Below are 25,432 nucleotides of genomic sequence, written 5' to 3'. Positions count from 1 at the left end.
CGTCCCCCTCTCTGTCACCCTTGTCTCAGTAAAATCCTCCATATATCAAGCATTCAGGACTTTTCTGCACCAGTAAGTTCGTAATGACGCTCTTGCGGACGATCGAGTACTCGCTAACGCTAACGTAATTTGTAATTAGGGATTAGGAATAATATTTAATAAACTTACAAGGAGCAAAATTATGGCACTGCTGAAGACTCATGTAGCTTTGAATGTTACTGACATTGAAAAGTCTGTAGCATTTTATCGGGCAATGTTTGGCGTGGAACCTGTGAAGTATAAAGATGACTACGCTAAGTTTGATATTCCTAGCCCAGCGTTAAATTTGACATTAAATTTGGCTTCTAGTGTCCAGGCTGGTGGTGCATTGTCTCATTTAGGTGTACAAGTTGAAAGTACAGAAGAAGTAGAATCTGCTATCCAAAGGTTTACGGAGGCAGGACTAGCATTGTTTACCGAGGACAACACTGATTGTTGCTATGCTGTGCAAGATAAAGTTTGGGTAACAGATCCAGATGGGAACCGTTGGGAAGTTTTTGTGGTGAAGGTGGAAGATACAGCGCCAGAAAAGAATTTGGTGACTACAGTTAATTCGACTGGGGTAGTTAAGGCTGTTAATAAGCCGTGTTGTGGTTAGAGTAAACCTACTCCAAAGTATTACCAGAGGCAAAAGCCGCCTCTGGTGACTCAGATAGAACAAACAGAGGGGGAGGAATTATGAAAAAAGTGGTGTTTGTTTGTATGCATAATTCCCGCCGTTCCCCAATGGCAGAGGCATTTGCACATACATTTGGCAAGAATAAAATTGCTGTCACAATGCTATACGAGCGATCGCTGTTGCGGTAGTCAAGTCGCTTCACTCCAATTAAAAATTAAAAATGTAACATTAAAAATTGCAAGACGCTCACGGACTCGCTTACCGTCGGCGCTATCAGTGTTGGCTCTGTACCCAAAATTAATTAATTAAAAATTATTCTTCTTCACTAATTTTTAATTTTTAACTTTTAATTTTTAATTAAAAAAAGGTCGAAGCTGTCTGATAGATAATTAAATACAAATTGTTTTGCATTTTTCAACGCCAAGTTTGCACAACATGACCCTTCAACTGTTGTCCTAACCAAGGTGTATTTTGGGAAAGTGTGTAAAGATTTTTTCGTTCAACTTTCCAGGTTTGCTCGGGATCAAATAAAGTAAGTTCTGCTGGTTGATGAGGTAGGATCGCACTGAGTTTTTGCCCCAAACATGCTGCTGGACTAGTACTCAATGCCCGCCATAATTCTAAAGCTGTAAATTCCTCAGTTTCAACGAGATATTGCCACAGTAAAGGTAATGCTAACTCTAAACCAATTGCCCCGGCTGGTGCTTCGGCAAAGGCTTGGACTTTTTCTTCGTAGCTGTAGGGTGTGTGATCAATCGCGATCGCATCTATCACACCCGCACGCACTCCTGCACGCAACGCCGCCACATCACTGGGATTTCCTAAAGGCGGGTCTAAATGCAAGCTAGTGTTATAACTCTTAACTGCTTTTGTATCAAGTAAAAGGTGCATCCAGGTGGTACTGGCGGTGATGGGTAAACCAGCAGCTTTGGCTGAAGCGATTAGTTCCACGCTGCGAGATGTGGAGACGCGCATAATGTGGACTGGTGTACCGATAGCTGCAACCAATTCTAACAGAGCTGCGATCGCACTAGTTTCGGCACTGGCGGGTATTGGGGGTAAACCAAAACGCAGAGCATCTGGCCCTTCTCTCATTACACCATTTGCTGTTAATTGGCGATCGCTAGGCCAAAATGCTACTGGTTTACCCAACGGCTGGACATACTCTAACACTCGCCCCACTAGCGCCAAATTCTCCAGTGGCTCACCATCGCTAAAACCAACAACTCCAGCAGATGCCAAATCTGCCAATTCCGTCATTTGCTTCCCAGCAATATCTAGGGTGATAGCACCCCAAATATGAAGTAGAGGAAGAGGAGATAAGGGAGAGGAGGAAGACAAGGGGGCAATTTTTCTCCCTTGTCCTCCTTGTCTCTCTCTTGTCTGCTGCAACTGTGCTACAAGCGCAGGGTTATCAATAACTGGGGATGTATCGGGTAAAATACTAGCTCTGGTAAAGCCGCCAGCAGCAGCAGCTTGTAAGAAAGACAAGAGGGTTTCGCGTTCTTCAAATCCTGGTTCACCGGAGTGGCTGTACAAATCCACTAACCCAGGGCCAAGAACTAATCCCTGACAATCTCTGATTTGAGTATCGGGACTGATATCAGCAATGTGCGAAGCCACTGTTTGGATATAACCATCAGCAATCAGCACATCAAAGAGTTCATCAATTTCCGAAACTGGGTCAATCACCCGTACTTTTTGCAGCAGTTCAGTCATAAAGCTTTTTAGTTATGAGTTAGGGGTTAGGAGTTATGAGTTAGGAGTTATGAGTTAGGAGTTAGGAGTTATTTGTTTCTCGCCCATCACTTCTAACTTTATTCATCACTCATAATTTTTCACTCCTAACTCCTGTACAGACACGATTAATCGCGTCTCTACTCCATTACAATGCCCCTGCTGCTGTTTTATCTAGTACGCCTCCACCAAAATGAGCGGTGATGTTCATCGCTTGCAATACTGGTAAACCATCGATTCCAGAAGGGTAGTCGATAACGCTGACTGCGCCATTACCCTGACGGAAATTCCAGAAATTTTCTAGCGATAAACCGAGAATGTGACAAAGTAAGGTTTTATTAGTTGCGTCGTGAGCTACTACTAATACAGTTTTGAATTGATTAGTTGATGCGGTTTGCACAATTGATTGCCAAGCTGCAACGCTGCGTTCCCACACCTCTTGCAAATTTTCGCCTTCAGGCATTTGCACTTCGGCTGGTACTAACCGCCAGCGCTGCAACTCTCCTGGAAATTCTTGCTCTATTTCAGTTTCTAATTTTCCTTCCCAGAGTCCGTGGCTGATTTCTCTTAAACCATCTTGCAAGTCTAACTTTACATTAGGATGTTGTTTTAGGATAATCTCTGCTGTTTCTTTAGGGCGCAGCATTGGGCTACTAACAGCAAAATCAATCGCTACCTGTTGAAGAAATTCGCCTGCTTTTTGCGACTGTTGTCTACCGTTGTCGTTGAGGGGGACATCAATTTGCCCTTGAAACCTAGTTTGGCGATTCCATTCAGTTTCGCCGTGACGCACTAGTAACAACCTTATTCCTTGATGATCCGGTCGCAATGAGGGTAGACTTTCCCCAGTGTGTTGCGTCTGATTTAAGGATTCTAGTTGAACTGGTTCGCCCAATCCTCCAGCAAAATTTAGTACGGTGATGCCACAGTTAGATTGCTGTATTGAATGGTAGCGACTTGGAGGAATTCCCAAGGCTGTGCTAATGAGAGCGCGATTAATTCCGTTATGTCCCACTATAAGAATAGTTTCGCCTTGATGGTGAGACAAAGTTTCTTGCCAGAACTGCCGTGCTTGTTCGTATAAAGCAAGAACTGGAAAATGTTCTCTTGTCCCTTGTGCATCATTAAGCAGCATCCGCAGTTCATCGGGGCGTTGATGCCAAGTGCGGTAGTCGTCGGCAAATTTCTGCTTGACTTCAGCAGTCAGTAGTGCTTCCCATAAAGGCAGGTCAATTTCTAGCAGTAAATCAGAAACTTGGATTACAGCAGATTGTTCAGGATTAGTAGCTAACTCACTATGAATAATATCTGCTGTGTGTTTTGCTCGTTGCAGAGGACTGCTGTAAATAGCATTAAATAAGATATTGCTGAGGGCTTTGCCAACTTTACTGGCATCGTTACGACCTTTCTCGGTTAATGTTGACGCATCAGTGCGTCCCTGAATACGCCGCTCGGTGTTATAACCGCTTTGACCGTGGCGCACAATGATGACACGAGTCATCTCAAAGCCCTCCTCTTATCTAGACGATTAATTCTACTGCAAAATGATTGCACAATTAGCGACTCAGGAAGGCAGATTTAGTAAGATGCGAAACTTTATGATCGTAGGGGACGTAGGATAAGCAGCAAAAACCGCCGTTGTATTAACTTGCTCTGTACCCTCTTAATTACAAATTACGTTAGCGAGTCTTACCTACGGCACGCCAAGAGCGAACGAGCGTAATTACGAATTACGTTAGCGTTAGCGAAGCGGTAGCGAGTACTCGAGCGTCCGTAGGAGCGTCATTACGAATTACTAATTATTTAAGAGGTGTAGGGGCACGGCAGTGCCCGTGCCCCTATGGGTGTACCTTGCGTAAACGAGAACTTTATACCCGATTATTCTCTCCCCAGATCCAACTGTACTTGCAATCCATCATTGTCACTTCCAGACTGAGCAGGTGTTAAGAAAACAGAAGTGTCGGGCTGTGATAATGATTCGTTAAACTGTATTCTGACTGGAGTTTTCTTGTCTCTTCTATTATTGTTGGAAATGCTTGCTGGATTAGTTTGCTCAAAAAAGCTTCTAAAGTCATCTTGGGCTGTTCTATGATCAATTCCAACTAAAGAATCACCAGTTAATCTGTATTGCCCTGGATTTGAGCTTGATGCTGGTAACTGTGCGTAGACTTGGCTTCCTAAGTTTGCAAAGGCTGCCGTAATCCCCAAGAAAGCAATAATTTTGGCGTTCATTTTTTTTGTCCAAAGTATCTTTAATATTGCTTGTCTATTATTCTCTGGGAAAATGATTTTAATTAACTCTATCGTGAGGTTCTACTACAATAATTTTATTGTGTATATACTTGGCTCGTCAATGATTCCTACTGTTTTAGACGTTGCCAAGCTATAACTTTTGTATCACTTTAGACTGTAAAGTTATTTGGTTTAGTTTCTAAGCGATCGCACTTACAGCAGTTTTCTTTTGTAACTAAAAAATGCGATTATAGCGAGTTTTATAGTACAGGTGTAGGGGCACGGCAGTGCCGTGCCCCTACGGGTGTGGGTGTACCTCACGTAAACTCTGTCTCCTGCTTTGACGGGAGGCCAAGTTGATCGCATTCCCAGTTGGAGACTGGAAACGAGGCGAGCATAAAATTACAATTTTCATCAACAAAATCATTCTGTTCATCAACAAAATCATTCTGTTCATCAACAAAATCATTCTGTTCATCAACAAAATCATTCTGTTCATCAACAAAATCATCCTGTTCATCAACAAAATCATCCTGTTCATCAACAAAATCATTATTTTTGCGACAATTACTGATATTTACATCACTTCGGATACTAATTTATGAGGACTTCACTGAGCTAAGATACAGCTTTAATAAGGCAAACTGGCTCTAAAGCAGAATGAAAGGGATACATTTATGCCTAGTCAAAAACGTACATATCGCGTTTTAGAAAAAGCTGAATTAAGAACGGCGGGACTTAAAGCCATTGATCCTACTATGGATTTTGGGGATGGGCGCAACTTGGAAAGCATGGCACAGCTAATTCAGCAATACCGTACCAAGATAGATGCTTATAATACTGCTCTAGCCGTGATTGACTCTTCTAGAACTGAGATGGATGAATTGGACAAAAGTTTAAGTGACCTAACTGAGAAAATGCTCATTGGAGTTGCTTTTAAATACGGCAAAGATAGCCGTGAATATGAAATGGCGGGTGCTGTTCGCAAAAGCGATCGCATCCGCAAAAGCACAGCAACACGCTTAAGGGCGACTCCAAAAGAATCAGCTAGTGAGAATACTAAAACTGCATCTCTTAGTGGACTGGATGGAGCGATCGCAGAATAAATTGTTGAGAAATTGAGTCAGAATTGAGTCAGAGACTCAATGAATGCATTCCCATACAGAGTATGGGAACGAGGAAATAGTGAATTTTAGCTTTCTACTCCCCATTTCTAGAGCTTTTTCCAAGGGAGTTTGATTGTAAATCGACTACCTTTGCCTAGCTGACTTTCGGCATGGACTTTACCACCGTGTAACTCGACAATTTTTTGCACCATCACTAATCCTAAACCAGTGCCTGCGGAAGGACGGGTGGAGGGATTTTTAACTTGCACAAAAGGTTGAAATAATTGGAAAAGGTCATCGGAAAGCATACCGATACCTGTATCAACCACGCTGATAAAAATATATTCATTTGTGGAAGTTGGTTGGACTTCAATCCAAACTTTGCCTCCGTCGTGAGTAAACTTGATCGCGTTAGTTAATAGGTTAATAAATACTTGGCGGATACGACGCTCATCGACTTGGATGGGTTCGAGTTCTTCAGGTATTTGTAGACTCAGTTGGATATTTTTCTGAAACGCTAAATGTTTGACAAAATTTAGACTAGAGTCACACAATCCTTGGATCGAAATGGGAGCTAGTTGCAGTTTTATCTTTTTGGATTCAATGTCGGTAAGCTCAAGAATTTGATTAATCAATTCTAGTAAATTCTTACCGCTGGATTCGAGGGTATTTAAGAACTGGCGCTGTTGTTCGGTTACAGGGCCGTACACTCCTTCTTGGAGTGCTTCTGTGATTCCAAGAATGGAGCCTAAGGGATTCCTCAATTCATGGTTGATGTTTCTCAAAAAGGTGCTTTTGGCACGATTTGCCACTTCGGCAGCTTCTTTAGCCTCACGCAGAGCGGATTCTGCCCGTTTGCGATCGCATACTTCTAAAGTTAGGGCGGCAAATTCAGTTATTGAACTAACGAAGTTTTGCTCACTCAGTTCCCATGTCCGGGGAATACCAACTTGCTCATACAATACTGTTCCTACAACTTCGCCCCCAACCCAAATGGAAGTATTAATTAGAGATAGGATGTTATTTGGTTCTAGCAATTCATCCCTTAATTCTTGTACCCGTGGATCGGTGCGAGTATCGGTGACGATGATGGTACGGGCAGATGCTAAAGCTTTCAAGTAGATTAAATAATCTGCAAGGTTGCGTTCTAAACCTGCCGAATGTCTTTGATTGCTACGTTCGTAGAGACTTATACATTGTAATTTGGTGCGTTCACCATTAAATAACCACACACTGACTCGTTCTATTTCTAAGGCATTTGCTGCTTTCTCGGTGATGACTTTGAATGCTGTTTCCAGATTTCCTTCTGAAATTGCTCTGTGATTTGCCAGTTCTGCTAGTACTCGATTATGCTGGCACAGTTTTCGCTCGCTGTTACTATCTTCTTGAATCTCTTGCTGTAATTCTTGAGTTCGCTGCTGAAGTTGCAATTCTAACTCTTCATTTTTGGTAGTCTGTGCAGTAAAGGTTTTGCGTAATTGCTGCATCATCTCGTTGAAAGATCCACCCAGCATCTCTAGTTCTTTAATACCTTGTACTATCACCACTGAGTCTTCGCCATTGGGAAAATTGGCTAAATCTTTTGTTGCTGTGCTGAAGTATAGAATAGGCTGAGTTATCCAACGGGCGGTGATAATTCCCAATAAAATAGCTAATCCCAATGCTCCCAGACAAAGAAAAATTGTGGTTTGAGTATTGCGATCAATTTGTCCCATAAAGTCTGCTTCTGGGACAGCCACTATTATCAACCAATTGATATTTGGTTTGCCCTGTAACGGTCTAACTTCTAAAAATTGCCGTTTGCCGTCAAAGGATAAATCTAGTTGCTGTAAACTGTTAATTTGGTCTAAGTTACTAAATTTAGTTTCTAAATATTTAGCGGTTGCTTGAGTAAAAGAATTACTGCTCTGGGAAGCTGCTAATCTAATGGGTTTACCATTTTGTAAACGGAATGGTTCTTCTGTTGTAGAACTTGCGACTAATAGCCCCGATCGCTCGATAATAAAAATTTGCCCAGACTTGCCAACTTTAATATTTTGCAGCAAATCCCCAATTTGTGATATGTGAGTTTGAGTGCTGTTGACTCCGAGTAACTGACCTTGGGAGTTATATATAGGTTGAGATGCACTAATTAGAAGTGTTGGTTCAGTGAGGGGTGTAAATATCTGACTAAAGCTGAATTTTTTGGCGGTAACTGCTGCTTGATAATCAGGACGCGATCGCGCATCATAGTTTTTGATCACCTCTGGTAGTTGGATACGTTGACCTTGACGATCAATTTTGTAGGTGTAGAGGTCGTACCCAGTCGACTTGTCGGCTTTTCTGAGCAAAAATTGGCGATCGTTGAGCTTTTCCACCGCTAGGTGTTCTTGCTGTTCATTACTTGCCGTTAAGGCAATTGCATCAGGAAAAATCTCTAACTGTTTTATTAAGTATGACTCCCAGGTTGCCAAATTTTCCATCTTCAGCAACCCGATGTCAATCACATTTTGATTACTGCGTAGTACTTGGCGCGGGGTTGAGAGATAAGCCTGTAAATTCTGCTCAACCCGATTGGCGACTTCATGACGTAATTCGCTGGCTACCTCATTGACTGCTTTTTGCCCATTGCTGATTGATAAGTATGTAGTTAATCCTACAGCTAGCAAGATTTGCAGCAGAAACAACGCTACCAGAATGCGACGCAGGGGTACGCCTTTAAACAGGGAAAAAACACCAGTTTGCTCAAGATTTTTGTTCATCTGCCCACTTCCCCTTCCTGTCCTGTAGTACTGAGTACAACACTTCGAGTTTGCTGTCCTGTGGGCTTATGCATAATTTGTACTCGGCCGGGTCAAGTGCCAATATACCACTTTTGGCAAAACAACAAAACGTTTAGTTAGCTTCACCTGTAGATTTTAACAGCCAAATATTGCAATCTTTAAAGCGACTAAGTACTAAGTATTGAGTACTTAGATGAGAGCGGTAATTAACTCATCCCACCGCTTTAATCCGTGGGGAAATTGAAGTTATTAGTTATCCAATACGCTTGAGTTAAGAAGAATATAGCGCTTCTCGGTTGAGTCTACTCTGAAAAAGTCCCCTAAGCCGCAGTTGTCGGTTCGAGAGAAACCTTATAACCAAGGCTTTGCAGATATGTAATGACTGTGGCTAAGTAAGTCGGTGCAATAAAACCAAACTATGTAAATAAAAGTAAATAAAGCTCAAACTCTTTCTCTCCCTGCTCCCTGCCCCCTGCCTGATTGCAACAATAATTATTTACACCGACTTACTTAGTTGTGGAGCAGGGTAGAATACAATTCAGAATGAGCAACAAAACCCTGATGTAGAAACGCGATTTCTCGCGTCTTGAAACGACCAATTATCTACACTAATAACCCCTTAGCCCCAGTGGGTTGGGGCAGGGTAAGTATAAGGATTTACTCTAACTTAATGGTATCTACGCTCTTTTGTGGCGCGTACAATCTGGGATTTAACAGCAAAATCTACTGCGGAAAAAACTTTATAGTATCACTGGCTATAGATAACTCCACCCTTGCACCCACAGGTAACGCTATATCTTTCAGTGTCCGCGCATGGAGTTCTTTACCAGAAGGAGTTTGTAAACAATATTGGTACTCACGTCCTAAAAACCGTCGGGTGCGGACGACTACGGGCGCATCGGTATTAGGCTTTAATATAAAGTCTTCTTGGCGGATCATTATTTCGCCAGTATCATCGATGTGGTTTGCTGTTAACTCAAAACTACCAATTTCTGTTTTCCATAAATTGCCTTGGCGATGAGCGGGAAGGAAGTTAGCTTGAGTGACAAATTCGGCAACGAATCTTGATGCTGGATGAGTATAAATTTCTTCTGGTGTGCCTAGTTGCTCTAAATGTCCTTGGCGCATGACACCCACTATATCTGAAATAGCTAATGCTTCTTCTTGGTCGTGGGTAACAAAAATTGCTGAAGTACCCGCCGCTTTGAGAATGTCGCGTATTTCTTCTCGCAAGCGCAATCTAACTTGAATATCAAGATTGCTTAAGGGTTCATCTAAAAGCATGAGTTGGGGTTGGGGTGCTAAAGCGCGGGCAAGTGCAACCCTCTGCTGCTGTCCACCTGAGAGTTCGTAAGGGTAACGTTTTTCTAAGCCTTCGAGTCTCACCAAAGTAATGACTTCGGCTATACGTTTTTGTATTTGCTGTTTACTGAAATGTTTCAACCCAAAAGCCACATTTTCTGCCACATTTAAATGGGGAAACAGGGCATAATCTTGAAAAACAACACCGATGTCGCGCTGTTCGGCTGGGATGCAAGTAGAACTATTACAAACTATCTGCCCACCAATTTTAATTTCTCCTGCTTGCGATCGCTCAAAACCAGCAATCATTCGCAACAGGGTAGTTTTACCACAACCAGATGGGCCAAGCAATCCTAATATATCTCCTTGTTGCAACGTCAAAGATACGTTATCTACAGCAGGGAAGGCACTTTCTGCAAACCGCTTGGTGACATTTTGTAAATCTAGAATTACTTGTTGCATAGGGAGTGGGAAGTAGTATAGTTCAATTACTTGAAAAGCTTCAAATTAAGGGGTCGAATTCTATAAGTGATTTACTCCTTCTGCCTCCTGTCCCCTGCCTCCTGCCTCCTTCAAGACTTGCTCTTTTTTGACGTTCTCTTGAGATAGCACCAATAAAGTTGAACCCATAGAAACTAGTAGCATAGCTAATGAAGCCGCCGCCGCATCGGCAAAATCTACATTTTCTGTAGCTTGCCAAATTTGCATTGCTAAAGTACTAAAGCCAATAGGCGCTAACAGCATTGTGGCGGGTAGTTCTTTAATCGCTGTGAGAAATACCAGCACCGCACCACTCAACACACCTGGTTGTACCAGAGGTAAGGTAACTTCTCTTAAAGTTTGCCAAGCATTCCTACCTAGACTACGGGCTGATTCTTCTAGCTGGGGATTGACTTGCAAAAGCGAACTGCGGACTGTTCCCACTGATTGCGGTAAAAATAAAACTAAATATGCAAATATCAGCATCGGGAGAGTTTGGTACAATGCTGGCAGATAGTTGGCACCAAAAAATACCAAAGATAAGGCAACAACTATTCCTGGAACTCCAAAACCTATATAAGAACAGCGTTCAATTATGGCAGTGATTTTACTCGGAAATCTGACTGCTAAAATTGCTACTGGTAAGGCGAAGATGGTGGTAGCTAAAGCCGCTAATCCAGCCGCGCCAATGGAGTTGAGAATGGTGGGGAATAAATTGGGGAAAGTATAGCCACCCTTAAGTCCGCGCATCAGCCAAAATAAGGTGATACCTACTGGTAATACTACACCAAAGCTAGTGATTAGCAGACAAAAACCGAAAGCTGGCCATTTCCAAATTCCCAATTTGACAATTTTTGGTGGACGTAGAGAAGCGGAACCACGACTATAATAAGCTGCACGCGATCGCATTCGATATTCCAGCCACAAAATCAGCAGTACTAATGTCACCAACATCAAAGACAAAGCTGCGGCTGAGTTCCGATTAAAGCTAGTTTTATATTGTAAAAAAATTGCCCGTGTAAAGGCATCAAAGCGCATCAGCGAAGGTGTACCAAAGTCGCGCAAAGCATACAAAGCTACTAATAATCCACCTGCAATCAGTGATGGTTTCAACTGTGGCAAAACTACCTTAAAAAAGGTTTCTCTACTACCATAGCCCAAACTACGAGATGCTTCTTCTAGAGATGGATCAATACCTTGTAATCCAGAACGCACACTCAGCAGCATATAGGGATAGGTAAACAAAGTGATTGCCAAAACTGTCCCAGGAAAACCATAAATGGAAGGTAATTCTTCTACCCCCAATGGTTGAAGCAACAGCTGCAAAAAACTACCTCGTGGTGCTAAAGTTGCAATCAGCGCAAAACTGCCTACATAGCTAGGAACAGCTAAGGGTAATGTTGTTGCCACTAACCAAAAACGTCTTCCTGGTAAGTCTGTCCGCACAGTTAAAAACGCCAACGGTACAGCAATTAGTGTGGAAAATAACGTTACCGTTGCCGCCATTGCCGCACTGTTGAAAAAAACCATAATATTGCGGGGACGAGAAATCAATTCCCAGAACTCTTCCCCGCCAATACCTGCGGTACGAATCACTAAGTATAGCAATGGCAGGGCAATGGCAATTGCCACTACCGTTGCCGCTAATGTGAGAAATAATGGAGGGCGAACCGCTTTCAACTGTTACAAAACTCCTGCCTGCTGTAATAAATTCAACGTTGCTGGCAAATCATCTAAATCTGTCAAGTTAACATTGGGTGGATTTAGCTTACTGATTGGTACTTGTTTTGATGGCGCTGCGATTCCTTTTACTAAAGGATACTCGTTAGTTTCTTGAGCAAAGTAATTTTGTGAACTCTGTTTGAGCAGGTAATCAATTAAAGCTTCTACATCAGCTTTTTGATCTGTGGTTTTCGTAATAGCTACTCCTGCCACATTAATCATTGATCCTGCATCTTTGCTTGTGTAGTGGTGGGCAACAGGAAAGTTCGGATTATCTTTTTTGAAACGATACAAGTAGTAATTATTCACTAAGCCAAGATGAACTTCTCCACGTCCCACAGCTTCGACGATCGCAGAGTTTTTGCCGTAATCTTTGACACCATTAGCTTTCATCGCTTTGAGCCATTGGAGAGTCTTTGCATCGCCATCTAAGACTCGCATTGCGGTGATAAATGACTGGAAAGAGCCGTTAGTTGGTGCCCAGCCGACTTTACCGCGCCATTTCGGTTCTGTTAACTGCGAAATTGATGTCGGTAGTTCCCCTTGTTTAACTAGCTTGGTATTGTAGTCAATAACACGAGCGCGACCGGAAATTCCTAGCCAATGCCCTTTAGCAGAACGAAAGCGGGAATCAACCTTGTTTAGCAGTTTAGAGGCAATCGGTAGTGTTACCTGTTTTTTCTCCAAAGTGCCTAAAGCACCAGCGTCTTGAGCGAAAAACAAGTCTGCACGGCCATTTTTGCCTTCTTCCAAAAGTGCGATCGCTAATTCAGCAGTATCGCCATAACGCACTTGAATATCCTGATTCAAGTCTTTTTTTGCTTTCTCTATTAAGGGGCCAATTAGTTTTTCTTCTCTGCCTGAATAGATTACGAGGGTTTTCGTTTGGGCATTTACAGCCACCCCGATTCCCCAACCTAGCGTTACAGCGAGAGCTAATGCTGAAACTTTCAGCAATGGTAAACTTTTCAATTTCCAATCCTCCACCTTAATACTTACCAGGAAGTTTTTGCAATAATCTTGGTATTCTCAACCTTTACCATTAACCTGTACTGGTAAGCAACAAACTTTCTCAAAAAATTTAGATTTTTCCTACCTTTGTCAGATGAATTCCAACCTATAGCGGGTTATATGACTTGTACTTGCTGCATGAGTTTGAGTGTTGTCTCTAAATCGCTCAAATTACTTAAATCAATTTTTTGAGTTTGTTTTTTAATTTGTTGGAGAGATTTTAGTTTACCTTTGGGTGCAACAGCCGAAGTTAGAGGATACTCATAGGTTTGATTAGCAAAGTAGTTTTGCGCATTTTCATTCAGCATGAATTCGACAAACTTTTGAGCAATATTGGGATGTTTGGCGCCGTTAAGAATTGCTACACCTGCAACATTTACCAAGGAACCCACATCATCGGTAAAATGATGCTCCACAGGAACTTGAGGATTATCTTGTTTGACTCGTTCTAGATAATAATGATTGACAAATCCGACAGCAATTTCGCCGCGAGATAAGGCTTCTACGATCGCAGTATTATTAGGATAGACTTTAGCATTGTTAGCTTTAATACCTTCTAACCATTGCCTAGCTTTGTCTTCTCCTTCTGCAACTCGTAAGGCGGTGACAAAGGATTGAAAGGAACCATTTGTAGGTGCCCAGCCAATTTTACCTTTCCATTTCGGTTCAGTAAAGCCAAAAATAGACGATGGTAATTCCCCTGGTTTTATTAATTTAGAGTTGTAATCTGCTGTACGCACTCTCCCCGAAATACCTAGCCATTTCCCCTCTGGTGAACGATAGGTACTATCTACTTGATTGAGAAGAGATGTTGGTAACTGTACTGCTCGATTTGCTTTTTGAATAGCTCCGAGGGCGCTAGCATCTTGAGCAAAGAAGACATCTGCGGGACTGTTTGCCCCTTCTTCCAAAATTGCTGATGCTAACTCAGCAGTATCGCCGTAGCGGACTTGTACCTTAGCATTGGTTTGTTGCTCAAATTGTTTGATAAGCTCACCAATGAGTTTTTCGTTGCGTCCTGAGTAGATTACTAGCTCTTTTTCTAATACACCGCTAGAAGCAGTAGCTGGTGTAGCCTGCGTTGATGGCGATTGGGCAGTATCTGTGGGAGTTTGATTAGAATTACAAGCGATCGCTAATCCACCACTAGCAGTTGCTAGTCCCACTATATAGACAAATTTGCGGCGTTTCATAAGCTTTCTCCGGTACAACACATACTCTTAATAAGTTTATTGAAATATATTACTATTAATTTAGGAAGATTGCATAGTAACATTTTAATGTAAAATCATACTAGGATATTTTGCTAATTCAATAGATAGAAGCTATTCATTTCTTTGTTAGGATAATTAATTATCCATATTATTGACATTTATTAGAATAATCATCTAAAAAGTAATTGATAATTATTTGTATTAAATTAAAAAATAGCTAAAAGCAATAATTTATAGATAGGAATTATTCTTGTATATAAATTGGTAAAAATGTTTTTAGACAAAATTACCATCTGGCTTTTGCTTGCTAGCACCATAACAACGTAGGTATTTTTTGGGCAAGCAGATAGGATCTATTAAAAGAGTAAAATTTTAGGAGTAAACCTCTGTCTTTACAAGCTATTACCGTTAAGAGAGAAACTTCTCAACCCCCCGTAGGCTTAATTGTCACTTTGCATGGTTGGGGAGCTAATGCTGAGGATGTAGCATCATTGTTACCCTTGCTCAACTTACCTGATTACCAATTTGTATTACCTGATGCACCTTATCCTTATCCCTATTCCCCTGTAGGGAGGGCATGGTATGACCTGAGGGTGGAAAATATGTATCAAGGATTGACAGAAAGTCGGCAACTGCTAACAGATTTCTTACAATCTTTAGAAAGTACCACTGGCGTACCTTTGTCACGCACAATTTTGAGTGGATTTTCTCAAGGCGGAGCAATGACTTTAGATGTCGGCTCAAAATTGCCCTTAGCAGGCTTAGTTGTCATGAGCGGATATTTACATCCTGACGCACTCAAGGCAGATCAAAGTGGGATTCCACCTACTTTAATCAGCCACGGGAGATATGATGAAGTTGTGCCCCTGCAAGCTGCTTTGAAGGCACGAGAAACTCTCAATTCTCTAGCAGTGGCAGTAGAATACCACGAATTTGATATGGGGCATGAAATAAATCCACAAACGTTAGAGGTGCTACGAAATTTCGTTGTAAATACAATTGCTTAGTCAGCATTACGAATTTTTTATAAATTCTGGTACAAATTCTGACATTTTTCACGAAATTAATGACCTCTAATGAGTAATATATATTGGGTGGCTGCGTTCAGCGCAACTTAACCCATGCTGAAGGCGAGTGCTGCATAAGGGAGGGGCGAACATTATGACAACTCTAAGCATTTCGAGGAAAGAAATTGCTGCCATGACTGCGGCAGAAGTAGAAGAACTGGCTACACGTCTGGAGCTAGATAATTATAGTAATGCTTTTGAGGGTTTAAATGATTGGCATCTATTGCGAGCGATCGCATTTCAGCGCCCAGAGTTAGTTGAACCCTATATCTACCTCTTAGACTTAGAACCTTACGATGAAGCGTAGTTGAGAGTTAGGAGAGACGCGATTAATCGCGTCTGTACAGAAGTTAGGGGTTGGAAATTAATATTCGTAACTACTTGCTCCTAAATTACTACTTACTCCTAACTTTTTACTATGACTAATCCAAAATTGAACAGAGTTCTAATTGGTGTAGGTGGCGGTATCGCCGCCTACAAAATCTGTGAATTGGTTTCGACGCTGTTTAAAACTGGGGTGGAAGTCCGAGTTATCCTCACCCGTTCGGCGCAAGAATTTATCACGCCTCTGACAATAGCCACCCTATCTCGTCATCCCGCTTACACAGATGATGATTTCTGGAAACCAACTCACTCTCGTCCTTTGCATATTGAGTTGGGTGAATGGGCAGATGTCATGATAATTGCCCCCTTGACAGCTAATACATTAGCCAAGTTAGCCTACGGAATGGCTGATAATTTACTCACAAATACCGTGTTAGCTTCTACTTGTCCCGTGCTGTTAGCACCCGCAATGAATACGGATATGTGGGAACAGCTATCAGTGCAGCGAAATTGGCAACAGCTATTGATCGATAGCCGATATCATGGGATGAATACGGCATCAGGATTATTAGCGTGCGATCGCATCGGTGCTGGTAGATTAGCAGAACCTCCAGAAATTTTGGCTCACATCCAATCGTTGTTACACACTCAAGGTAAACGAGATTTAGTAGGTAAACGAGTGTTAATTAGCGCTGGGGGAACACGAGAGTATCTTGACCCAGTAAGATTTATTGGTAATCCTTCCACAGGTAAAATGGGATTAGCTTTAGCGCAAGCAGCACTTCACCGGGGCGCAAACGTTACTTTGGTACATGGCCCAGCTAATTGGAATGTACCATTAGGAGTACAAGCAATTCCCGTCATTAGTGCCGAGCAAATGCAGCACGCCATGCTGGAATATTTACCCAACGCTGATGTAATTGTCATGTCAGCAGCCGTAGCAGATGTGAAGCCAAAAGATTATAGTACAGAGAAATTACCCAAGCGATCGCTCCCCCAAGCCCTACCTCTGGAACCTGTACCGGATATAGTCGCCCAATTAGCACAACTTAAACAGCCGCATCAAATATTAGTTGGTTTTGCAGCACAAACTGGCGATATTATCAAGCCAGCATTAGAAAAGTTACAGAATAAAAAATTAGATGCTATTGTTGCCAATCCCATTGATCAACCTGATGGTGGTTTTGGGAGTGATAATAATCAAGCAATATTTTTAGATAGCCAAGGAAATAAATTGGAAATTGCACCTTGTTCTAAATTAGAAATGGCGCATCAGTTATTTGATTTTCTCACCACCAAATTTTAGATTTTAAATTTAACTCTGTTACTGCTTTAACCGATTCGAGAGTAACGATTTCAGAACCCTCCTCAACAACTTGGCCAACCTCTGGCAAAGTCCGAAATCTATGAAAGAATTAGCAACCGAGTCACCATCTACTTGGCGTTTCATCCCAATGCTTCAGACATCAGGAGCAGTACAAATGGCGATCGATGCTTGGTTGTTCAACCAATTTGAAAAGGGACAGCACCCGCCTACCTTGCGTTTTTATACCTGGTATCCCCATGTGCTCTCCTTGGGACATCTGCAAAAACAATGGCCTGTCCAGTGGCATAATCTAATTTACCAGGGACAGGAACTCGATCTAGTTCGTCGGCCAACGGGAGGTAGAGCTGTTCTTCACCAAGGAGATTTAAGCTACGCCCTAATTACTTCAGCAAGTAGTGGAAAAAGCTGGGATACTTATAAAAACATCTGTAACTTTTTGATCCAAGGCTGGGAAACCTTGGGTATTGAGTTAAATTATGGTTCTGCTGGACGAGGTTACATTCATAATCCCAGTTGCTTCAACACAGCAACAGCAGCCGACTTGGTTACTACCGATGGAAGTAAATTTATTGGTAGTGCCCAACGCAAGGGAAGAAATACTATTCTTCAACACGGCTCGATGATTTTATCTACAGACAAAGCTTTATTTCAGAAAATCTTTGAACAATCGGCTCCGTGGAATACCTCGCTTTGTAACACACAGGAACAGGATGGCTGGATTGTAAAGATTGTGGAGACACTGACAGAGACAGCCAAACAGTACTTTGGCATAGAACTAGTTACCCAACCATTTACTGATCTCGAATGGCAAGATATCCTCGAATTGCGATCGCTGTATGAAGTGCGATTGCCTATTCCAAAACTCTAGATTATGTAGTAAATACGTACAATGCCAAGTTTTTTGTAAATAAAATTACTGTATAAGGTAGTTTTGCAGTACAAACAAATAGAAACTTGACATTTTCATTTACATCATTTAGTGTAAACGCATTAAAATGTAACTTGTATTATACATAGCCATGTACTTTGAGGACGTGCGTGAGTGGCAGGGAACTGCGGAGGCTCTGACAAAGGAGCTAAAACGCCAGATTAAACACCTTGAAATGTCTATAGAATCACCTGCCCTCCGTACCATTCGGTCGTGGAGAGCGAAACAACTTTTATCACAACCCAAAGGGCAAGAATTTGGATTTCGTCAAATTTTGGAGAGTTTGGCAACTGCTCTCCTATTGAAGAAGGGTTGGACACTTGCAGCGATCGCTCAAGTTTTACCTTCCTTTGGTGAAGATGTTTTAGAGAGACAAATTATTGCAGAGGCTCAAGGTCAAGATCCTACTTGGCTACCTACAGTTTCAGCAACTTCTTTGCCTCTGCCTACAGGACACCGCCCAGTAAGGGATCTGGCTGAAGATGCTGTGGTGTTACTTGCTCAGGGAATTCTTCGCCAATATGATCGGGTTCTCCCAGGTCGAGAGATTGTGCGCCAAGAAGATAGTACGCTGCCACCAGAACTCTATCAAGCAATGTGCAAATTAGGTCGTCTATATATTGAAGAAGGATTAAGCGATCGCGCTGCTTGTGTACATACTGTTTTAGATAATGCTCGATACCCTCTTGGTTGCGATCGCTGGCAGTTAGGGGTTTTTAATCAATCAGACTTTCGTTTTTCTAGCGTTACCTTAATCGATCCAGATTTGCGAGTACCCACCTCAGACTGTGCAGAGATTGCCAACCTGAGCGGGGGTTTTGGCGAAGACAATGTAATTGAGCATCGCTTATATACTCAGTTATGCGAAGCAACTGAACGATTGGGCGGTCGTCGCCAACACAAAGCTTACACCGCCCTACGAGAGTTATTTGGCAGGTACTCTTTAATAGGAGAACGGCAACTATTAGACTACTTGGTTGAAAATGACTTGACCCCTTTACAGCGAATGCTCATTGAAAATTTCTTCAACTTAGTGCCAGATATCTGGCTAGTCGATGGACTAGCACATCGCTGCGCCCACTGTGGCACATTGATGCGATCGCATCCCAACAAAAAACTTTTTTCACAAGGGCGCTGTCCAATTCGCCAGTGCATTGGCCACAACTCACCAAAAGTATCTGAAAAACTAGATCCCAAAGACATTTTACGAATTGCCGAGCCACGAATTCTTACCTACTGGACAGGCCCAGCAATTGACGAATTAGCCATTTTTGATACAGCCCGACAAAGTAAGCTCAATGCTGAACTTTACCCGGAGTCAGATTTATGCGATGTGGCAATTAACGAACGGGCAATTGGAATTGATGCCAAATCTTACACAAGTCCGGTGACTCTGGCTTTGCGTCTCAATCGTAGTATTGGTGGGCTGATTCACTATCGCCGCCGCATTCTCGCGGTGAGCGATCGCTTAATGGAAGATAACCCAAGCTACATTTCTACCCTCATCTCAACACTAGATAAAAAGGGCGATCCCGCCAGTTTAGAAATTATGTCGGTTTCCTCTGTAATTGATTTTTTAAAGAAGATACCTTATGCGAACCAAACCTGATTTTTGGAAAGGTGTAGACCGAATTTGCTGGCTTTGCGTCTTAATGGAGGAATTTATTGATACTAATTCACTGGAGTACGCGCCAGTAATTATGTCAGGCATGGCCAGCATTTTAAATGCACCTACATTAGAGCCTGCCCGTCAAGCTATTTTCAATATGCGGCAGATGTCCTTGACTTTTGTTACACGGCAATCAGTTCAACACGCAATTGCTCTCTATAACAATCATCATTACTGCAACCATACTAAAGGAGCGTATGAGATTGATACCGAAACACTGCACTTCAAAAGAACAGATCCTTTAGAAGATTCTCAAATTACACAAGCGCGTCAAATTTTAAGTGCCCCTTTGTCATACGATTCGTATGGTTTTACATTTGCCGATCCTCGTCAGGCGATGGCGGTTGCATTAGGTGAAGAGTCAACCGCCGTGAAGTTAGACATCCCTCGTATAAATGCCCCGATTACTGCACGCCGTACACATTCTCTCAACCGCCAACCAAGAGGAAAAATTCGCATTCCCTTAAGTGAACTGCGCGATCTGGCTATTGAGATGGACGAGCGTGAAAAGCAAGATACTGAGCGACGACGTGGTAACTGGGCAGATCGTTTTGAACGCTTTGACCTCATGGTATCGGAGGCCGGAAAAGGTCTGCGGAAAGAAGATGATGTTCTGGAATTAGAAGACATCAAGCACTTAATTGGTTTGCCAGGGTCAGGTAAAACAACCATCCTCGTGTTGATAGCTATCTGGCTAGGATTACATGAGTATAAAGCCATGTTTGTGTTTCCCTCCATTGAAGTTGCTAGACAGTACATGGCTGAACTGGCATTTCATCAAGTTAAGGTGGGAATGCTTGTCGGACAAAGCGATGAGACTCGTCGTCGTCATGCAGATAATATTGCTGAGGCGATCGCAACACGAGGTAATGGTGGCTTTGCTCACACCTTAGAACAGGCAGAAGTTTTTGGGATGAACTGCGTCCTACCAGCCTTTTCAACTGCTGATATGTCCCTGTGGGGCTTTGGTTACGCACCTTGCAACGAGATATTGCAAGGCGGAGGGAAACAGGGAAAGATGAAGAAATGCCTGTGTCCCTTATGGACAATGTGCGGTCGAAACAAAGCACCGCGAGATTTGTTGGATGCTAATATTTGGGTTGGTCATGTGCGATCGCTCGATACTCAAATATCACCTCATGCGATTCAAGAACAAGTACGATATTTTGAATTAATTGCTCGTACCTTCGATGTAGTTGTTTGCGACGAAGGTGATATGGTGCAGACAGTGTTAGATGGTTATGGGGCAGCAACCTTAAGTATTTCAGGCTCAGAGCGATCCATTCATCGGGTAATTTTAGAACAAATCCATAACCGCTTTGCTGGCAGCGAGAGCCATCGATTATTCGATCGAGATGTAGAACTCTACAGCCGTGACTCGGCAGAATTTGGTAGCTATAATACTTCCTTAATTACCACCCTTCAGAATATGTCTAAGTCGCGGGTGGGAGAACGCTACGAAAATCAATTATTGACTGTATTACGGATTGTTAGCGAACTATTGAATACTTTAAAGAAATCCTCTCAGCAGGATGACCTTGATGAACAAGAAGCCAAACTAGGCTTTAGTAAAAGTCGGGCACTGACTGAATTTTGGGAAGCAGCAGCATATAACGCCTTCTATGATCGCACAGGTGTTGAGAACCCTCAAGACTTTAAAGCAGATTTATGGCCTCGGATTTTAGGCTATAACCGTGAAACCCTTGAAAAGCAATGGAAAACTCTTATTAGTCATTTCCGCCGTTACCTGGCTGAAAATCTGATTAAGCGACGTGATGCGATCGTTGAAGAAATTGCTGAATTATTTCTCAAGCTCTGTTTTCCAGATCATTTATCAACAATAGAAGCAGAAGATTTAGCTAAATTACTTATAACTGTTACTTTCGTAATTGTGGGCTACCAGCGAATTGTACCAGGAACTAGAACGATGGTTGCAGAGGGTTTTATTCGTGAACCAATTGTGGAATCAACTGCATCACCAGAACTCCGAAAATTTATTCCAGAAAGCATTTTAGGTTCATTTTCTGGAGTGCGATACAGTTTTTCCAAAGCACAAACAACACGTACCGCCGCCAGAAATGTGCAATTGTCCTACATTACATTTGTTGGTGCGCCCCGAATGTTAATGCACCGTTTTCATCGGTTGTTAGACGCAGATGATGGACATCTCAGCCCAGCCGTTTTGATTACTTCAGCAACTTCATTTTTAGAAGCTAGTCCCGCCTACCACATTAATGCTGGCCCGCATTATTTACTAAAACCGCGTCAGTCAGAACATAAACCAGAACAGAGCGTTTATCGTTTCAAATGGTTTCCAGATAGTGAACGTGGTGATGAACCCCTCAAATATAGCGGTGCTGGCGACCTTCAAAAGCGTAATCTTCTGCGAATGGTAAATGCTCTTGTAGGAGGAAGTAAACCTGAAATTTACAAGTCTATGAATAGATTTGATGTAAAGTCTGGTATTCGTCGCAAAGCCGCTTTAGTTGTCAATAGTTATGAACAGGCTCGTTCTATCAAGAAATATATCAATGACTATCATCCTGAAGTTGGTAGACATACAAAGGCAATTGTTCAGTCCCTCAGAGATGGAGAACAACCGGCAGATTTTGTTACCTCTGCTCAATGTGAAGCGTTAGGAGACGATGAAAACTGTGATATTTTAATTTTTCCCATGTTGGCAATTGGTAGAGGTGTGAACATCGTTTTCACCAAAGGAGATAGAAAACTAGATGCGGCAATTGGCTCGATTTACTTCCTGACTCGTCCTCATCCTACCAAGGATGATATGCAGCTTTTGTATAGCTTGGCAGGACGCGCAACACAAGAATTTGATAGTCGAGTTTTTGGTGAAACAGAAGATTTAAATGCGATCGCAACAGCTTGGCAGCAATCAAGGAAAGACTTGTGGCGAACTGCCAATAGATTGTTACGTGAACCCTTAATGGCCAGCCGTTTAGGCCCTGAACTATTCAAATCGTTTACAGCTAATCAAATGGTTGCTATTTTGCAAACAATTGGGCGAGGGATGCGGAATGGATGCCCAGTATCAGTTTACTTTGTGGATGCAGCTTGGGCTAAAAAATCAGCTGAAGGTAAACCCGACTCTGGGCGAGACAGTATGCTGGTTCAGATGCGAATCATTTTAGAAGAATGTGTCAACCATAAAGACCCCGTAATTCGGGAAATTTATGAAGAACTTTATGGCGCATTTTTAGCACCCTTAAAACGTATTGAAGGACTAATTTACCCTGATGAGCTAGCTAATTCACAAGATTTGACGGATGAAGAAGACGGTTTTAATGATTTTTCACCACTATTGGAGATGTAAAAATGACCGACAATTTTGATAATGAAATGGAATTGGAAGAAGACTTTTTTGAAGAAGAGGAAGAACAAGAAACTGATGGTAGTTTAGTTTCACATACCTTTTATATTCAGCAAGGTCAAATCAAACCAATTAAACAATTTACTTTAGCCTTCACTGTACCAGATAAACTACCTCCAATCATAGTAGAGGGTTTAACACTTAGCTGGACAAAAGCATCTCTGCTCAGTTTTGCCGAGATTCAAAAAGGAGCTAATGTCAAAAATCTGCCCTATGCCTCATTGCGAGGTTTTCTACAAGTAGTATTAAAAGATGCGGCGCGAATTGAACCAGAAGTAGGTCTGAGCAAGGGTGCATTTTATCATGCTAACAGAGGGGATGAGCCAGAACCTTTTGTTTACCTGACTGATGGCGATGAAGAAGAAATAAATAAAGTGCTTCGCCCAATTATTAATGATTGGTTCATAAATTATCTCAAACCGTTTGTTAAAAAAGAGGATATATCCATAGGGATTATTGAGCGATTAGAAGATTTGCGAGAAATAGGAGAGTTAATAAAAATTTCTCCATTTAAATCTCAAGTATTACCTTGGGGTTCAGATGAAAAGACAGGTACAACTCAACCAAAAGACAAGTATGCCTATCGGATGCTGGCAGATTACGCGGCTCGCCAAATTGCTGGACAGGTAATTTTCCCAGAGTTAGGGCCGATTAAACGCATTATTTCCAGCAACGGAACATTTACCTCTGGCATGGCAGAACTGATTACTGATCCGATTACCCTACCTAATACAAAAGGAAAATTCAGTTTTGTAGTGCGTGTGGAAGTCGTTACTTATCCATCTTTGCATCAACCTTTGGTGAAAGTTGAGGTTTCCAAACGTCGCTGGTTTACTCAATTAAAAGCTCCTAAATATGACCTTAGGAATATTAGCGGTTTCATATTTTCCCAAGACCATTGCGATCGCTCATTTAGCTATCAAGTAAAATGCGAACAAGATAAAAATAACAAAAAGGGTAAAAATAACAAACAAAAAAATAAAAGTTTTCGTTGGGTGGCAGATACAGATTTTAACATTCTGCAAAGAGAATTAAAACTAAAACAATCTTGTGATGGTCAAGAAATAGCTTCTGGTTTAGCCTCTACTGATAGCTGTGAGGTAGTTCTAACTTACCGTAATGGACTTCAAGATAATTCAGAAGATGACGAAGAAATTTCAGAAAAATATGGTATTGAAACAGGTGTACCAGAAATTGATAAATTAGATGCGTTTGAGGCGATCGCTAAAATTCTTGAACCGTTAGGAATTAAAGTATTCGATGGTTATACAGAAGTATTATCTAAGCATAAACTAGATGATACAGCATCGCGTATGATTAATCTTCCTACACTACTAGGTGGTGCTTTGGAAGCTCTGGAAACAAAGACCAAATTGGAATTCACTCCAAAATATCTTGATCAACTCAACGATAAACAAATTGATGACTTGCTAAGTAAATACTTTGACATTCGTTTAGAAGGGATTCATGGAAAAAGAAAAGCTCTTCAATTTAACCAATTAACGCTGAATCAAACAGATGAACTTCAAAAAATTATTCAAGCAAACCAAGCAGCGATTCAGCAATTGTATCCCAATCAGCGACCGTTATTATTTATCTTTTATGAATCTGAGTTGCAAACAGAAGCGAAACTATTGCAGAACATTACTCAAGTTTTGTGGGGAGACACCCTCGAAATAAAGATTAATCGCTTACCAGAAGATACCCACGGGCCACGAGAAGGTTTACCTGGAAAAGAGTTGAAAGCTAAAGAGCGATCGCACAAGCGAATTGAAGCATGGAAATCCACTACAAAACAGATTGCAAAGCTCAATCAGCCAACTTTCTGCTTAATTATGGCCCGGAAGTTTTACCCAGATCCTACTGGTCAAAACACTGTGAAACCTGATGATAAAGTTAATAAACCTTCAACTCGCCAAGCATTAGCAAAGGTTGGTGCTGGTGTCCAGTTTCTACTACCCATCGCAAAGATACGAAAAACAAACTGTCTTAAACTCACAGACTTTTTCCATCGGATGCAGTCAGCATTAAAAGATTTGCTCTTTGCTCATTCTGGTTACATTAATGATCTGAGAGAAAAAGTTGATAAGTATCTGCAAAGTATCCCGCTAGAAGCCAGACCAAAAGAAATTATTGCAATTACAATCGTTCGTAAACAAAAGGGTCGCGCTCGTGGCAGTATTGGAAATACATTTTTACCAATAGCAATACGCCTGAATGTAGATACAGGGAAATGTGAGTTTTGCTGTGCTTACGATAAAGGAAATTTAGCAATTACTCCTTGGAGTAGCTTTACTGATGCACGAGCTTTTATTGCTCAACTTACTCCAATCAAACTAGCTGACAAAGAGGATATACGTAAAACTCGATTCATGAAATTTGTAAAACAGATTGTTACTAACTCTGTCAAAGAAGGGATGCAACCCTTAGAGGGTGTTTATAAATAAAAAATAAACAACACCATAGTCATTCCCCAAGACAGGTATCTTAAAAGAGACAGTCGTA

18 protein-coding genes are annotated in these 25,432 nt (G+C 41.8%); 10 read left to right on the top strand and 8 right to left on the bottom strand.

The window, feature by feature from the left end; genetic code table 11:
• Window positions 1–181 precede the first annotated feature (181 nt).
• Window positions 182–637, top strand: a complete 456-nt coding sequence (locus tag ACEYW6_RS31685) for an ArsI/CadI family heavy metal resistance metalloenzyme (RefSeq protein ID WP_412982905.1) — start codon at window positions 182–184, stop codon at window positions 635–637.
• A gap of 80 nt (window positions 638–717) precedes the next feature.
• Window positions 718–846, top strand: a complete 129-nt coding sequence (locus tag ACEYW6_RS31680) for a hypothetical protein (RefSeq protein WP_412982904.1) — start codon at window positions 718–720, stop codon at window positions 844–846.
• 226 nt (window positions 847–1,072) lie between these two features.
• Here ACEYW6_RS31680 and ACEYW6_RS31675 read toward each other — a convergent pair whose 3' ends face one another.
• The 3 genes from ACEYW6_RS31675 to ACEYW6_RS31665 form a co-directional block, all read right to left on the bottom strand.
• Window positions 1,073–2,377, bottom strand: coding sequence for a dihydroorotase (locus ACEYW6_RS31675; RefSeq protein WP_412982903.1), 1,305 nt, complete (start codon window positions 2,375–2,377; stop codon window positions 1,073–1,075).
• Window positions 2,378–2,543: 166 nt separating this feature from the next.
• Window positions 2,544–3,896, bottom strand: a complete 1,353-nt coding sequence (locus tag ACEYW6_RS31670) for a histidine phosphatase family protein (RefSeq protein ID WP_412982902.1) — start codon at window positions 3,894–3,896, stop codon at window positions 2,544–2,546.
• 377 nt (window positions 3,897–4,273) lie between these two features.
• Complete coding sequence (locus ACEYW6_RS31665; RefSeq protein ID WP_412982901.1) at window positions 4,274–4,627, bottom strand: hypothetical protein; 354 nt, start codon at window positions 4,625–4,627, stop codon at window positions 4,274–4,276.
• A gap of 677 nt (window positions 4,628–5,304) precedes the next feature.
• Between ACEYW6_RS31665 and ACEYW6_RS31660 the strand changes: the two genes are divergently transcribed.
• Window positions 5,305–5,733, top strand: coding sequence for a hypothetical protein (locus tag ACEYW6_RS31660; RefSeq protein ID WP_412982900.1), 429 nt, complete (start codon window positions 5,305–5,307; stop codon window positions 5,731–5,733).
• A gap of 107 nt (window positions 5,734–5,840) precedes the next feature.
• Here ACEYW6_RS31660 and ACEYW6_RS31655 read toward each other — a convergent pair whose 3' ends face one another.
• From ACEYW6_RS31655 to ACEYW6_RS31635, 5 genes are all read right to left on the bottom strand, one after another.
• Window positions 5,841–8,474, bottom strand: a complete 2,634-nt coding sequence (locus tag ACEYW6_RS31655) for an ATP-binding protein (protein WP_412982899.1) — start codon at window positions 8,472–8,474, stop codon at window positions 5,841–5,843.
• Window positions 8,475–9,218: 744 nt separating this feature from the next.
• Entirely contained in the window at window positions 9,219–10,259 is a 1,041-nt protein-coding gene (locus ACEYW6_RS31650; protein ID WP_412982898.1) for an ABC transporter ATP-binding protein, read from the bottom strand.
• A gap of 60 nt (window positions 10,260–10,319) precedes the next feature.
• Window positions 10,320–11,957, bottom strand: coding sequence for an ABC transporter permease (locus ACEYW6_RS31645; RefSeq protein ID WP_412982897.1), 1,638 nt, complete (start codon window positions 11,955–11,957; stop codon window positions 10,320–10,322).
• 3 nt (window positions 11,958–11,960) lie between these two features.
• The gene (locus ACEYW6_RS31640) at window positions 11,961–12,971 is read right to left on the bottom strand and encodes an iron ABC transporter substrate-binding protein (RefSeq protein WP_412982896.1); all 1,011 of its coding nucleotides are present in this window, start codon (window positions 12,969–12,971) and stop codon (window positions 11,961–11,963) included.
• A 155-nt stretch (window positions 12,972–13,126) separates the two neighbouring features.
• Window positions 13,127–14,203, bottom strand: a complete 1,077-nt coding sequence (locus ACEYW6_RS31635) for an iron ABC transporter substrate-binding protein (RefSeq protein ID WP_412982895.1) — start codon at window positions 14,201–14,203, stop codon at window positions 13,127–13,129.
• A gap of 422 nt (window positions 14,204–14,625) precedes the next feature.
• Here ACEYW6_RS31635 and ACEYW6_RS31630 point away from each other — a divergent pair, with 422 nt between their 5' ends.
• The 7 genes from ACEYW6_RS31630 (at window position 14,626) to ACEYW6_RS31600 (ending at window position 25,374) form a co-directional block, all read left to right on the top strand.
• Window positions 14,626–15,231 carry an alpha/beta hydrolase gene (locus ACEYW6_RS31630; protein WP_412982906.1) on the top strand — a complete coding sequence of 202 codons (606 nt, stop codon included), beginning with the start codon at window positions 14,626–14,628 and terminating at the stop codon, window positions 15,229–15,231.
• Window positions 15,232–15,385: 154 nt separating this feature from the next.
• Window positions 15,386–15,598 (top strand): DUF2555 domain-containing protein, encoded by a 213-nt coding sequence (locus ACEYW6_RS31625; protein WP_096539503.1) that lies wholly within the window; start codon window positions 15,386–15,388, stop codon window positions 15,596–15,598.
• Window positions 15,599–15,709: 111 nt separating this feature from the next.
• Window positions 15,710–16,921 (top strand): bifunctional phosphopantothenoylcysteine decarboxylase/phosphopantothenate--cysteine ligase CoaBC, encoded by a 1,212-nt coding sequence (coaBC, locus tag ACEYW6_RS31620; protein WP_412982894.1) that lies wholly within the window; start codon window positions 15,710–15,712, stop codon window positions 16,919–16,921.
• A gap of 100 nt (window positions 16,922–17,021) precedes the next feature.
• Complete coding sequence (locus ACEYW6_RS31615; protein ID WP_412982893.1) at window positions 17,022–17,810, top strand: lipoate--protein ligase family protein; 789 nt, start codon at window positions 17,022–17,024, stop codon at window positions 17,808–17,810.
• A 151-nt stretch (window positions 17,811–17,961) separates the two neighbouring features.
• Entirely contained in the window at window positions 17,962–19,479 is a 1,518-nt protein-coding gene (locus ACEYW6_RS31610) for a hypothetical protein (RefSeq protein WP_412982892.1), read from the top strand.
• Entirely contained in the window at window positions 19,463–22,870 is a 3,408-nt protein-coding gene (locus ACEYW6_RS31605) for a hypothetical protein (protein ID WP_412982891.1), read from the top strand. The genes ACEYW6_RS31610 and ACEYW6_RS31605 overlap by 17 nt, the downstream gene beginning before the upstream one ends.
• Window positions 22,871–22,872: 2 nt before the next feature.
• Window positions 22,873–25,374, top strand: coding sequence for a pPIWI_RE module domain-containing protein (locus ACEYW6_RS31600; RefSeq protein ID WP_412982890.1), 2,502 nt, complete (start codon window positions 22,873–22,875; stop codon window positions 25,372–25,374).
• Window positions 25,375–25,432 lie beyond the last annotated feature (58 nt).

The organism is Nostoc sp. UIC 10607, from assembly GCF_047228265.1.
Lineage (GTDB): Bacteria > Cyanobacteriota > Cyanobacteriia > Cyanobacteriales > Nostocaceae > Nostoc > Nostoc foliaceum_A.
The sequence above is the reverse complement of the archived record's forward strand: the minus strand, read 5'-3'. Positions and strand labels throughout refer to the sequence as shown.